The 12,834-nt window shown below is 48.8% G+C and carries 15 protein-coding genes and 1 riboswitch; of the genes, 2 read left to right on the forward strand and 13 right to left on the reverse strand.

Annotated features, from left to right (window positions below):
- Positions 1-34 precede the first annotated feature (34 nt).
- Positions 35-772: a hypothetical protein gene (locus tag ACFO5U_RS01715; RefSeq protein ID WP_377276124.1), complete on the reverse strand. Its 738-nt coding sequence runs from the start codon at positions 770-772 to the stop codon at positions 35-37.
- 203 nt (positions 773-975) lie between these two features.
- Here ACFO5U_RS01715 and ACFO5U_RS01720 point away from each other — a divergent pair, with 203 nt between their 5' ends.
- Complete coding sequence (locus ACFO5U_RS01720; RefSeq protein WP_377276126.1) at positions 976-1,971, forward strand: alpha/beta hydrolase; 996 nt, start codon at positions 976-978, stop codon at positions 1,969-1,971.
- A 45-nt stretch (positions 1,972-2,016) separates the two neighbouring features.
- Here the strand turns inward: ACFO5U_RS01720 and ACFO5U_RS01725 are convergent, their stop codons facing one another.
- The 10 genes from ACFO5U_RS01725 to ACFO5U_RS01770 form a co-directional block, all read right to left on the reverse strand.
- Entirely contained in the window at positions 2,017-3,348 is a 1,332-nt protein-coding gene (locus tag ACFO5U_RS01725; protein ID WP_377276128.1) for a nucleobase:cation symporter-2 family protein, read from the reverse strand.
- Entirely contained in the window at positions 3,345-3,932 is a 588-nt protein-coding gene (locus tag ACFO5U_RS01730; protein WP_377276129.1) for a xanthine phosphoribosyltransferase, read from the reverse strand. Before ACFO5U_RS01730 ends, ACFO5U_RS01725 begins: the two co-directional genes overlap by 4 nt.
- A 142-nt stretch (positions 3,933-4,074) precedes the next feature.
- Positions 4,075-4,176: riboswitch (purine riboswitch) on the reverse strand.
- Between the two features lie 52 nt (positions 4,177-4,228).
- Positions 4,229-4,651: an acyl-CoA thioesterase gene (locus tag ACFO5U_RS01735; RefSeq protein WP_377276131.1), complete on the reverse strand. Its 423-nt coding sequence runs from the start codon at positions 4,649-4,651 to the stop codon at positions 4,229-4,231.
- 62 nt (positions 4,652-4,713) lie between these two features.
- Entirely contained in the window at positions 4,714-5,685 is a 972-nt protein-coding gene (locus ACFO5U_RS01740; RefSeq protein ID WP_377276133.1) for a proline dehydrogenase family protein, read from the reverse strand.
- Positions 5,686-5,901: 216 nt separating this feature from the next.
- Positions 5,902-6,399 carry a TspO/MBR family protein gene (locus tag ACFO5U_RS01745; RefSeq protein ID WP_377276135.1) on the reverse strand — a complete coding sequence of 166 codons (498 nt, stop codon included), beginning with the start codon at positions 6,397-6,399 and terminating at the stop codon, positions 5,902-5,904.
- A gap of 18 nt (positions 6,400-6,417) precedes the next feature.
- Positions 6,418-7,710 (reverse strand): DUF4139 domain-containing protein, encoded by a 1,293-nt coding sequence (locus ACFO5U_RS01750; protein WP_377276137.1) that lies wholly within the window; start codon positions 7,708-7,710, stop codon positions 6,418-6,420.
- A gap of 130 nt (positions 7,711-7,840) precedes the next feature.
- Positions 7,841-8,062: a hypothetical protein gene (locus ACFO5U_RS01755; RefSeq protein ID WP_377276139.1), complete on the reverse strand. Its 222-nt coding sequence runs from the start codon at positions 8,060-8,062 to the stop codon at positions 7,841-7,843.
- On the reverse strand, positions 8,062-9,726 hold the full coding sequence (locus ACFO5U_RS01760) for a formate--tetrahydrofolate ligase (protein ID WP_377276431.1): 1,665 nt from the start codon (positions 9,724-9,726) through the stop codon (positions 8,062-8,064). Before ACFO5U_RS01760 ends, ACFO5U_RS01755 begins: the two co-directional genes overlap by 1 nt.
- A 127-nt stretch (positions 9,727-9,853) precedes the next feature.
- Positions 9,854-10,792 carry a hypothetical protein gene (locus ACFO5U_RS01765; protein ID WP_377276141.1) on the reverse strand — a complete coding sequence of 313 codons (939 nt, stop codon included), beginning with the start codon at positions 10,790-10,792 and terminating at the stop codon, positions 9,854-9,856.
- A gap of 115 nt (positions 10,793-10,907) precedes the next feature.
- A complete protein-coding gene (locus ACFO5U_RS01770; protein WP_377276143.1) occupies positions 10,908-11,051 on the reverse strand; it encodes a hypothetical protein in 144 nt (47 codons plus the stop codon).
- A gap of 128 nt (positions 11,052-11,179) precedes the next feature.
- Here ACFO5U_RS01770 and ACFO5U_RS01775 point away from each other — a divergent pair, with 128 nt between their 5' ends.
- The gene (locus ACFO5U_RS01775) at positions 11,180-11,683 is read left to right on the forward strand and encodes a methylated-DNA--[protein]-cysteine S-methyltransferase (protein ID WP_377276145.1); all 504 of its coding nucleotides are present in this window, start codon (positions 11,180-11,182) and stop codon (positions 11,681-11,683) included.
- Between the two features lie 44 nt (positions 11,684-11,727).
- Here the strand turns inward: ACFO5U_RS01775 and ACFO5U_RS01780 are convergent, their stop codons facing one another.
- Together ACFO5U_RS01780 and ACFO5U_RS01785 are read right to left on the reverse strand one after the other, a co-directional pair.
- On the reverse strand, positions 11,728-12,282 hold the full coding sequence (locus ACFO5U_RS01780; RefSeq protein WP_377276147.1) for a TetR/AcrR family transcriptional regulator: 555 nt from the start codon (positions 12,280-12,282) through the stop codon (positions 11,728-11,730).
- Positions 12,283-12,428: 146 nt separating this feature from the next.
- Positions 12,429-12,830 (reverse strand): hotdog fold thioesterase, encoded by a 402-nt coding sequence (locus ACFO5U_RS01785; RefSeq protein ID WP_377276149.1) that lies wholly within the window; start codon positions 12,828-12,830, stop codon positions 12,429-12,431.
- Positions 12,831-12,834: the final 4 nt, after the last annotated feature.

A 12,834-nucleotide genomic window follows, 5' to 3' on the forward strand; every position in this document is an offset into this window, starting at 1 on the left:
TTTATCATGGAAATCATTTCCTGAATGACTCAAATCAGTCCGGACGTTGGTCCTTCCACTCATTCCGCTGTTTTTTCGTCAACTTTTCCGCTTCTTCCAACTCTTTTTGGTCTTTACGTTTACTTCTTTCAATATTAGCTTTTTCTCGAAGCTCTTTCTCCTGCTGCGCCGCTGAAAAATCCGAATCATCTTCGACCGCTTCTTTTTGTTGCTCTTTTAGTTCTTCTACCTTTTCCATCTCCTCTTCATACTGCTCTTCCACTTGTGTGGTCGAAGGCAAAAACGGCTCTTCGTTGTGGTCGGTGCGTCTGCCGTAGCGCAGCATGTCATAGATAATCATGCCATTATTCGGCATGCCATTCGCAGTCTTCATCGGAATCGCATCGAATAACACAAAATAGAATCCATAAAATACAAAACGGTCCCAAAACGTGCGGTAATCGTCCAATAATCCATTTGCGAGCATGGCGTTGACTACGAGCGCCACGATGATATTTGCTAAAATCGGTCCTGCGTACAACAACACATATGCGAATTTGCTTTGCCTTTTTAAATCATCATAGGCAAACCAACTATATAAATGATAGTATTTTCTCACATCAAACATGCCGACTTTAAAAATTCGCGGACCTGAACCGATCGTCAAGCGCGGATTTTTAGCGCCTAGCAAGAAACTGACGATTAAATAGCCTAGTTCTCGAATAAATACAACGACAGGTAAAATAATAAATGCAGAAATGACTAAGGCTACCAAATCACTTAATCCAAACATCGAAACCCTCCTCAGAAGCTTTGCTAGCCAACAGGCCTCTCGTATAAATACCCGCTTTAACATTATGCGAACCCTTTACACCTTACAGTTGCATTGCAGTCTCATGACAGGCTATGTTTTGAGGCGCAATGGGCTACGTGATAAGATAGCACTTACCTTATTAGAAACTCCGGCGTATTTGCCGCACAAAGGGGTGGGGGAACATGAAACGGAAAAAAATGCTCAATAAAAAAATACTCGGTATGCTTGGAGCAGGATTGCTTGTTTGTGCAGGATTTGTCATTGCAGACCGTGTCATAGTAGAAACACCAACAGCCGCCCCAATCATTGGATCAGCCATTTACAGCCCGCCTCCGAATATTGCGGAAGTCAGTTCCCACGTGGAAGTGGTGAAAGATGTCCGTTATCACGAATCCGACAATGCGTTCATGGACTTTTACTATCCAAAAGATGCAACCGGCCCGTTGCCGGTCGTGTTATGGATCCATGGTGGCGGATTTATCGGAGGCTCCAAAGATAGCCGCCAAAACTATGGCATGGTGCTGGCGAACGGCGGCTATTTGGTCGCCAATATCGACTATGCGCTAGCACCTGGACAATTATATCCAGGCCCTGTTATTCAAGCGAACGAGGCATTGAAGTTTTTGCAGCAAGTCTCAGCCCAATATGGCGGTGACATGGAGCGGATTTTCGTCGGTGGTGATTCCGCCGGCGCCCAAATCGCCAGCCAGCTTGCCGCCATCCAATCCAACCCCGTCCTTGCTGAAACGATGGATTTGGCCCCTGCAATTGCTTCGGAACAATTGCGCGGCGCCATCTTGTTTTGCGGTTTGTATGATATGCAAACTGTACGCGAATCGGGATTTCCGAACATTGATTTCTTCTTGAACGCCTATACCGGTGCAGAAAGCTTTGAAGCATTCGGCAATATCCACGAAATGTCGACCATCCAGCACGTGACAGCGGATTACCCTGATGTCTTCATTTCAGCCGGCGATGCCGACCCGCTCGAACCGCAATCGGTCGCACTCTCTGATAGCTTGCGCTCAAAAGGCGTTGATGTCACGGATGTATTCTTCCGCGATACGGGAAAAAACTTAAAGCACGAATATCAATATGCCCTAGATACGAACGACGGACAAGAAACGCTCAGCAAAACACTTGATTTTCTGAGCGAAAAAAGCCAGCCGCAAAACTAAAAAGCTGTCCTGTAAGCCGTTTAGGCGTACGGGACAGCTTTTCTATTATTGTTTAATGAGATGAGAAGCGACTGCCTGATGTGGTTGGACGGCCTGCGTCTCACGCTTTTTGTTGCGGGAAGGCAGCATATGAAAGACGATGTTCAAGCCGATCGCCGTCAAGCTCCCGGCAACGATGCCGTTGCTCGTCAAGATCTGGACGCCTGCAGGAAGCAATGCGAACAATTCCGGAACGACCGTTACGCCAAGACCGATGCCCACTGAGCAAGCGACGATCATGGAGTTTTCCTGCGATTCTGAAATGACGCCGCTCAGCATTTTAATGCCTTGTGCGATGACCATGCCGAACATTGCGATCATCGCCCCACCAAGGACCGGCGTCGGGATGATCGTCGTCATGGCGCCGATTTTCGGAACGAATCCGAGAACGATTAGCATGATCGCCGCAATGAAGATGATTTTACGCGATTTCACGCCCGACATTTGGATCAAGCCGACGTTTTGCGAATAGGCTGTATACGGGAAGGCATTGAAAATACCCCCAAGGAAAATGGCAAGTCCTTCCGAACGGTAGCCTTTTGCCAAATCTTTTTCTTTGATTTCTTTTTTCGTGATGTCGCCGAGTGCGAAATACACACCTGTAGATTCAACAAGCGATACGAGCGCCACCAGAATCATCGTCAAAATCGCAGACCACTCGAATGTTGGCATCCCGAAATAAAAAGGCTGCACCATATGAAAATACGACGCTTCTCCAATGGGCGAAAAATCGACCTTCCCCATGAATCCAGCTGCCACCGTTCCGGCAATCAAGCCAGCTAAAATGGATATCGCACGCATAAAGCCGCGGGTAAATTTATAAAGAAAAATAATGAATGCTAAGGTCCCGAACGCTAATGCGATATTGGACAACGAACCGAAATCTGCCGCTCCTTGGCCGCCGCCCATATTATTGATGGCGACCGGTATGAGCGTAATCCCGATGATAGTGACGACAGAACCGGTCACGACCGGCGGGAAAAACCTTACGAGGCTTCCGAAAAATCCTGAAATAAGGATGACGAACAGCCCGGAGACGAGAATCGATCCGTAAATGGCGGAAATGCCGTACTGGCCGCCAATGGCGATCATCGGACCGACTGCAGTAAATGTACAGCCGAGCACAACCGGCAAGCCGATTCCGAAAAAGCGTGAATTGAAAATTTGCAGCAATGTCGCTACGCCGCACAATAAAATATCGATTGAGACGAGATAAGTCAATTGTTCCGATGTCAATCCAAGCGCCGCCCCGACGATCAGGGGAACAAGAATCGCTCCCGCATACATCGCCAGTACATGTTGAAGCCCGAGTGCGCCTTCTTCGAATGCTTTTTTCATCGGTTCGGCACCTCTCCATAAAACTCGACATGCCCTGGTTCCATGCGTTTAATATTCGCCAATGTTTCCACGCGGACACCTTTGTCGCGCAGCAATTTCCCGCCGGGCTGAAATCCTTTTTCAATGACGATGCCGATGCCTGCACATTCGGCTCCGGCCTGTTCGACGATATCGAGCAATCCGAGCGCCGCCTGTCCGTTGGCGAGAAAATCGTCGAGAATCATGACGACATCATTTTTCCCGAGAAAATCGCGGGAGACGGAAATTTCATTCGTTTCGTTCTTGGTAAATGAATGGACATCCGCAGTATATAAACCATCCTTCAAAGTCAGCGATTTGCGCTTTCTGGCGAATACGATCGGAACGCCAAGCGATAGGCCGGTCATGACCGCCGGCGCGATGCCTGAGGATTCAATCGTCAAAATCTTGGTGATTCCTGCTGCTTTAAAACGGGAGGCGAACTCTTCCCCAATCGCCTGCATCAAGACCGGATCGATCTGGTGGTTTAAAAACGAATCGACTTTCAGTACGGCTTCGGACAAAACCCGTCCATCCGCTATAATCTTCTCTTCCAACTGCTTCATGTTTTCCGCTCCTTTTCCCGCATCCCCCGGAAAAAAAGCCCGAAGGACGCGCATCCATTCATAACCATGAGTGGAGCAAGGTCCTCCGGGCTTCGCCGAAAGGAAACGCAAAAGGAAGCCGCCCTAAAAATAGGCAGTTTCTTTTCGTTCCATTGCTTCTCATAGTCAGTCCGTTTACGGCGGACCGGTAGAAACTTGCGGGCCATATCCCCGCTATTATATGAGTGAATATTCTTTTGAATGGACCTATTATAGCATGCCCAAACGGCCTTTCAAGAGGCCCGTTAATTAAAAAACTATTCAGAATCTGTCAATTGTTTTTCGTCTATGTCACGCAAATGCTTGTTCAGTTCAGCGCGGATCTCGTCTGGAATCGGCTCGCTGTGCTGTTTTTCTATATTGAAATTGACATAAACGGCCCGGTTTTTTGCGCATAGACGGCCTTCTTGGTATAACTCCTCGTACAACTCGAGGCTGCTGTTCCCGAGACGTTCGATCCATGTATGGACTTCTGCATCTTTCCCGAAATACACTTGCTTGGTAAATTCCAGCGTCGTTTTGACGATGACCATTTTCCAGTTGGCAAAATCATGATCCGGTGTAAACAATTCAAAAAGTGGGTTGCGCCCGGCTTCGAACCAGACCGGCAACGTCGTGTTATTGATATGCCCGACCGCATCCGTTTCGGATACGCGCGGCGTGATGATCGTTTTGTACATGCTTCCACTCCTTACTTTGTACTGAATTAGAAAAAGGCGCCTCGAGTAGAGACGCCTTTTACTTACTTGCGTTTTTTGGTGGCACGGCCGAGGACAAATGCTCCGGCTAGCGCTCCGATGGCGATGTTGTTCTTTTTCGTGAACACTTGCTTGAATACAAGGTTCAAGTTTTGTGGGCGTTCTGCGAGACGGCGCATGAAATATGCATACCAGTCATCGCCGAACGGCACGTATGTGCAGAAATTATAGCCTTTATCTGCAAGCTCGCGCTGCAATTCTTTGCGGAAGCCGTAAAGCATCTGGAATTCAAATTTATCATAGGAAATGTCATGCTCTTTGATGAAAGCTTCGACATGATTGATGATGTTGTGGTCATGTGTTGCGATCGACGTGAATTTGCCGTTCAGCAAATGGTACTCAATCAGTTTGATGAAGTTTTCGTCGATTTCTTCGCGCGTCTGGTAAGCCACATCTGCCGGCTCTTTATAAGCGCCTTTGACGATGCGCAAGCGTAGGTCTTTATGTTCCTGCAAATCGTCCATGGCACGGAAGAAATATGCCTGAATGACGGTCCCGATATTATCGTAGTCCTTCGAAAGTTCATTCAGAAGATCATATGAAGGCTGGACATGTCCATAATCTTCCATATCAATATTGATGTGCATATGATAATTATGGGCGAGTGCAACAATTTCCTTCAAATTTTCCAGACAGAATCCGTAATCGATATCCAATCCGAGCTGCGTCGGTTTCAAGGAAATGTGGGCATCGACACCGTTTTTGTGGATCGCTTCGATCATATCCATAATATTCGTTTTCGCTTCGAGGGCCGCTTCCCTTTCGAACACGAATTCACCCAAATTGTCTACAGTCGCGCTGATTCCCTGCGCATTCAAGCTGCGGATACTTTTAATGGTCTCTTCAATATTGGTCCCCGCCACTACGGTTTGGGCACCCAATTTCAAGCCGTACTTTTTGGCCGCAGCCGTAAGGAGACGGTTTTGAGACAAGCCGATAAACACATCTTTTAACATTGATTTCCCTCCTGCTACCATTCAACTGCGTTGATTTCAACAGTCCCAAAAAGGCCATGCCTCGAACGTTGTCAACTTCCTTCATTGTAGTCGTTTTCCTAACACTATGCATCATAATTTTTTAACAGTTTGCAGTGTTTGAAATACTTTTTTAAAACCAGGTCAAAAAATGGACAAAAGTGCCGAAATCACTGGGGATTCCGACACTTCGGGCGATCATTTATTCAACTGCCAGAATGAATAATTCAACCCAAGCGCAAACGCCACCCACACGATATACGGTACCATTAACCCGGCGGCTAGATGATCCACCTGATAAAATCGATAGGCCGTCCAAATGATCGCTCCGAGAAGCGCTCCCATTTCCAACAACGCTGTTCCGCGGAGACCCCATTTAAAAAATAGGAACGACCATAAAAAGTTCAAGCCGAGTTGGAATTCATATGGAGCGAGTACGGCCTGTTCGTTCCCCCTGATTTTGGCTTTTTCTTGTGCACGGTATTTCGCAACGCCCATCATTTTATAAAGACCCGTCCAGACGACCGGGAAGACCCACCCGGGCGGCGCAAACGACGGGCTTTTTAAGCGCCTGTACTGTTCCCGGGTGTTGCTGTTTGCGAGCGCTCCAACAATCGAACCGCCGACGACTGGAATGAGTATGCTCGTAGCCAAATTTTTAGCGTGGATCCGCCCGTTAACCGATGCAATTTCCATTACGCTTCCTCCCCCTTTTTAATAGCCTCGTGTTTCAGCACGCTTGTCGACTTTATACGTAAACTCCAATTCCTCTGATGCATCGGAATGGACATTCACAATGAATTCCAGTTCTGCATTGTTTTTGCGTTCGTAGTCGTGGCTGGATGATTCCATCTCCCACACTTGGCCATACAGAAAGTGGTTGACGAAAATCCGGATATTGTCCGGTTTCCTGTTTTCAAGCTTATACACATAAGTAATGTATTCGTGGACGCCATGCTTCTCGCGCAGTTTTTCATAGCTTTCGCTTTGAATATCGAGTGTTTTGCCGATCTCGATTCGTACGGTTTTACCTGTCGCTGTATGGACGATTTGATCCTCCCCTGTGAAAAACACTTCACCGGAATCCCCATATTCATACACTTTGACGATCCCCTCCGGCAACGGCATGCCCAAACCGTTTTCTTTCGTATTCGGAAACGCCAATTCGACGGATGCATGGGTATCACCAGCGCGCACATGATAAGTCCGTTTGAACGCCCTTCCAGTCACCGATAAAAACGACAATTGCTTGAGTTGTTCGTTCATTACCGTCACCGGCCGATTGATCCGATAGACAAAACGGTCCGTCAATGCTTCCGTTTCGACCGGAGCCGATTGCATGCGCGAATACAAAATCGGTGAATCGTCGTTATGCATGAGCTCTTCACGGTGGACATCCCCTGCGACTAACGCAAGTTGCGCGTTTTCATAATGCGCACCGCTATGGTTGAGGATTTTCACCCAACCGAACAGCTGAAGCTCGTTATCCCGAAGCTCCAAGGTGTAATGGGCGTGCCATTCCAAGCTTTTCGTTAAATATGAAACAATAATTTCCTGATCCAGCAGGGCCGGCTCAATTTTCCAGACAAGAGCAGGTTTCAATAACAGTCCTTCCGGTAACGCCGGAAGGATCAGCTCTCCCGCAGGATCGATGACGATTTCTTTTGTATCGGCCCGTTCGCCGATGATGCATTCCGCCACACTAAGCAAGCGCATCTCCATTTCCTCACCCGTTTCGCTATTGCGTACACGGACATTCTGGTTAATGTAACGCTCCAACAGCTTTCCTTTGCTGACCAAGTCATAATCGTAATTCTGCTCCAGAATTTCCAGGCCCTTCACGACAATCGAATCTGTCTCTACTCTTTCGGCAACGTCCAAAAATTGCACTTCTTCTATCGCTTCTTCCGATTTCAAATACCTCATTTCCCGGACTAGCGCAAATCCTCCGTTATAAGCTGCCACGGATAAGTTTTTTTGCTGGCGCCGCGTAGACTGCAGTTTCATGACCACCGCTCCTTTTTGGGATCGCTATCCACCCTGTATTATTTCTTTTACAGTAGCACATCGAATGCAAATGCGCTCTATATAGATGGAATATTCAGTCACCAAAGATAAAAGAAGCCCCCTCCGGAATTCATCTTCCGAAATGGGCTTTTAAATAAGCAATCGTATCCATGCGTGCCTGCTCCGATAGCGGCGACTTTTTGTCATGAACCAGTTCGCCGTACAACAATTCGCCGAGAAAGCGTACTTCGCCGGAAATGCGCTTTTCAGTTTCACCGTCTGTGACAGCAAGCTGAATATACAGCGATTGGCCCCGCTCTGCATAATCCACAATTTGAACCATCGTTTTCATTAGAACAAACCGAGCGCTTGCCCGTCTTCTGACACATCCATATTGAGTGCAGCTGGAGCTTTCGGAAGCCCAGGCATTGTCATGATGTCACCCGTCAAGCACACAATGAACCCTGCACCGAGTTTTGGAATCAATTCGCGGATCGTCACCGTGAACCCTTCCGGACGCCCGAGCAGTTTCGGCTGGTCGGATAAAGAATACTGAGTCTTCGCCATGCAGATCGGCAGCGCGTCCCAGCCGTATTTCTTCAACTCGGCCAATTGCTTCTGTGCTTTGTCCGACAATTGGACATCCGCACCGCCGTATACTTTCTGGACAATGGTCCGCAGCTTTTCTTCAACGGCATCTTCCTCAGCGTAGAGATAAGTGAAATCTGCCCCTTTGTCGAGTTGGCGTTTGACGAGTTCTGCAAGTTCCATCCCGCCGGCACCGCCATTGGCCCATACTTCCGTCAGCGCAATGGCCACCGCTTCCGCTTTTGCCCATTCTATCACTTCGGCGAGTTCTGTATCGCTGTCGGCCGTGAAGCGGTTCAATGCGACGACCGGTTCAATGCCGAACTGGCGTATCGTTTCTACATGCTTCGCCAAATTGACAATGCCTCGGCGCACAGCATCTGCATCTTCTGCGCCAAGTTCTTTCTTGTCGACACCACCGTGCATTTTCAGCGCACGCACTGTCGCAACGATGACGACCGCATCCGGATGGAAGCCGCCTTTTCGTGATTTGATGTGCATGAATTTCTCGGCGCCAAGGTCCGCGCCGAATCCCGCTTCCGTGACGACGACATCCGCCAAGCTTCTCGCCGTATTGGTCGCCATCAAGGAATTGCAGCCATGCGCGATGTTGGCAAACGGGCCTCCGTGAATGATCGCCGGCGTACCTTCGATCGTCTGCACCAAATTCGGCTTGAATGCTTCTTTCAAGAGTAGGGCAAGCGCCCCCTGGGCTTCTAGGTCTCTGACCGTCACCGGCTCGCGGTCGTACGTATAGCCGATGACCATGCGCGCAAGGCGCTCTTTCAAATCCGAACGCGACGTGGCGAGGCATAGCACCGCCATGATTTCCGAAGCCACTGTGATATCGAAGCCGTCTTCACGCGGCACGCCTTGAGCAGGGCCACCAAGCCCGATCGTCACATGGCGCAGCGCCCGGTCGTTCATATCGAGAGCCCGCTTCCACGTGATGCGCCGCGGGTCGATACGCAATAGATTGCCTTGGTGCAAATGATTGTCGATCAATGCAGCGAGTGCATTGTTCGCCGAAGTGATAGCGTGGATATCACCCGTAAAATGGAGGTTAATGTCTTCCATCGGCAGCACTTGGGCAAAGCCGCCGCCTGTTGCGCCGCCTTTGACGCCCATGACCGGTCCGAGTGAAGGTTCGCGCAGCGCCACCATGACCGACTCTCCGCTTCTTTTTAGCGCATCGGCCAGGCCGACTGTGACCGTTGATTTACCTTCGCCTGCCGGTGTCGGGCTAATCGCCGTTACGAGCACGACTTTGCCGTTTGCAGTCGTTTTCGGCAATTTTGTTATATCGATTTTCGCTTTATTTTTCCCGTATAATTCTAAAGCATCATCCGCAATCCCTGCTTGCTGCGCAATTTCCTGAATCGGCCGGATAACCGCCTGTTTTGCAATCGTCAAGTCCGTCATCGCCATGCATTTTCCCCAACTTTCAATTTTTCTTCCCATTATAACCCCGCTGCAAAAAAACACAAACCGGTTGACGTTGCCACAATCCATCCGACAAATCAAAAACGCACCTGATTTCTCAGGTGCGTCGCCATCAAAAGCGCATTTCTTCAATGAATAGGAGTTCCGGGAAGTCTTCTTCGACATTCCCCTCTAGGCCATACTCTTCCAATAAATCATATAAACCTTCATCGTCGAGCTTTAGAAAACGAGGAAAGTCCAGGCCGTCGTATTGATTGAATTCCACGATGTATTTTTTTCGGCTATTGCGGGAAATACTGTACACTTTAAACGCTTCGTATTGCTTTGCCTCGCCGATATTTTGGCATGCGAGAATCGTTTCGGGATCCATTTTTTCCAAGTGCATATAAAGAAAAGCCTGAGAGCGCGGCTGCTCTGCTGAAATGGCAGCCATCTTGTCGCCGTGGCGGTTGATAAAGCGCTCCGACAACTCTTGATGAAATGAAATCGTTCCCCATTCCACTTGCCCCTTAAATTTCTCGATAAAGCGCTCGGTCAAAGTTTGGCCGCGTGTGACAGCGAGCCAGTCGACTTTGTCGGCATGACGGTTGATTAACGACATCGGCAATTCCTGGCTGTTGCTGAGCACTTCCCAGTCCAACTGCTCCTGATGGCGTTCAATAAAACGAGGCGATAATTTCTTCCCCGAAACTATACGCCAGTATTCACCTTCATCAAACGGCTCATGTGTTTCGACCGCTTTTAGTTGCTTAGGAGATAGCTGTTCTTGTGCCGGTTGCCATTTAGCGGAATCTGCAAATTCTTCCAAGAACTGTTCCGACACGGATTGATGGCGAAGAATCTCATCCCAGTACAGCAATTGGCTATTGTGTCGAATGAACGCTTCCGACAAAGCTTGATGTTTCGACACAAGCTGCCAGTATACATGACGGGCATTATCGGTCAGGAAGCGTTCCGACAAACGCTCTTCTTCGCTGATCTTTTTCCACGCGACCGAACGTTTGCTGCTTATACTTTTTTCTTGCATCAATTGTTCAAGGGTGTCAAACATGAAAACCACTCTTTCTTTAAAAGTATTATGTATCATACTACCATGACTGCACGGATAGTGAAAAAAGCCCGCCCACCAGATTGCTCTAGTGCGCAGGCTCGTTGTACTGAACGGTTTATTTCTGCTGGTTTTGTGTGTCTGTCATGCGATTCTGATCGTCGAGGTTTCCGGCATCTTCTTTAAAAGCCTGTTGTTCTTCACGCAATTCTTGCTCGCGACGCTCTTCTTCCAGTCTTTCTTTGTTTTTGTCTCTTGCCATGTAGATCCCTCCTTATGTCTTATCCCTCGTATTCCCGTTCGCCAGAAGCTCAAACAGGAAATCTGCCAGCTGAAATCCGGTCGAAACGCGCGTATAATAAAGGCAAAAGATACGGAAGGATGATTGTGATGACAGAAACCATCCACTGGGCTTTTGGCGGACAAGACGACTTTCAGCTGGCGCTCGCCCGCACCGGCCGCGGGCTTTGTTATGTCGGCTCTCCGGGAGAAGGGCTCGACGAACTCAAGCGCCATTGCACAAAGCGCTTCCCGGGCGCCCAATTCTCCCATGACCCGCAAGCACTCAAAGACTACACAGCGTCTCTTGAAAATTTGCTAATGGGATCGCCACCAAGTTTTTCCTTGCCATTCGATACAGTAGGCACCGATTTTCAGCAGGCGATTTGGCAAGCCTTGCAGCAAATCCCTCACGGCCAAACCATTTCCTATTCTGAGCTTGCTGCAAGCGTCGGCAAGCCACAAGCTGTCCGCGCAGCAGGTTCTGCTGTCGGCGCCAATCCGCTGCTCATTTTCATCCCGTGCCATCGCGTAATCCGTAAAAGCGGCGATGTCAGTGGTTTTCGGGGCGGCATGCCATTAAAACGTCATCTATTGGAAATGGAACAGCGCTGAACAGCTAAAAGCCCTCATCCGCTCGCAGGCGGATGAGGGCTTTTTCAATTCTGAGGGGGCAGGATGCCGTGAAGGATAAAATCGGTATACAACTCGGCGAGTTCAGTAGTCGACAGATCTCCTCCCGGCTGGAACCATTGATAGCTCCAATTGGTTACGCCAAGAACCGCAAAAGCAATCATTTTCGGATTGAGCTCCCGGCGGAATTCTCCGCAGCCTATGCCTTCTGCCAGCACCGCTTCGATCTGTTCACGAAACTCGGCCCTTTTTTTACGGATCACTTGGGCGTTCTCTTCTTTTAAATGCCGCAATTCGCGAAAATAGACATTGGCAATCGGTCCCTGTTTTTCCATATCGCCGATCAGTAAATGGACGATCTCGGCCAATTTATCTGTTGCTGCGGCATCGGTTTGCAAGATTGCTTTCTGATGCGTCAGTAATTCATCAATATATTGCTGGTGGATGTCCATCAATAGCGCTTCTTTACTTTTGTAATGATAGTAAAAAGAGCCCTTCGTCACGCTAAGAGCGTCGACAATATCTTGTATGGATGTCGCACTATATCCTTTGTCGACAAATAACGCGATACTTTTCCGCATAATCTCCCTTTTCAAACCCTGTCACTGCCTTTCTGAAAACCGGCTTTCTATTATGTACGGCTATTATAGCATGACAGCAGCTCCGGACAGGCCTGAAACGGAGACGAACAAAAGGCCGCGCCTTCATTTCAGGCACGGCCTTTCATTCACTCAGCTGGATTTTTAACGATGGCGACTGTACAGCGCGATACGCAAACAAGCCGTTCTTCTTCATCGACAATTTTGATGTCCCAAATCATTGTTGTGCGCCCTTTGTGAAGTGGCGTCCCGATAGCTGTCACAATGCCTTCTTTTTTTCCGCGAATATGATTGGCGTTAATTTCCAGTCCGACCGCAATTTCCTTATCCTTGTCGATCGCGTGCCATGTCCCGAAACTTGCCACCGTCTCAGCGAGCACGACGGATGCACCACCGTGCAATAGTCCGAAGGGTTGATGCGTTGCTGCATGGACAGGCATCGTCGCGACAATTCGTTCGTCCGACTGCTCGGTCAATTCAATCCCGAGCACTCCCATGATGGTTTCTTCCAGTGGCTTCATATTAACCATTGTG

This window comes from Planococcus dechangensis (genome assembly GCF_042654465.1).
Taxonomy (GTDB): Bacteria; Bacillota; Bacilli; order Bacillales_A; family Planococcaceae; genus Planococcus; species Planococcus dechangensis.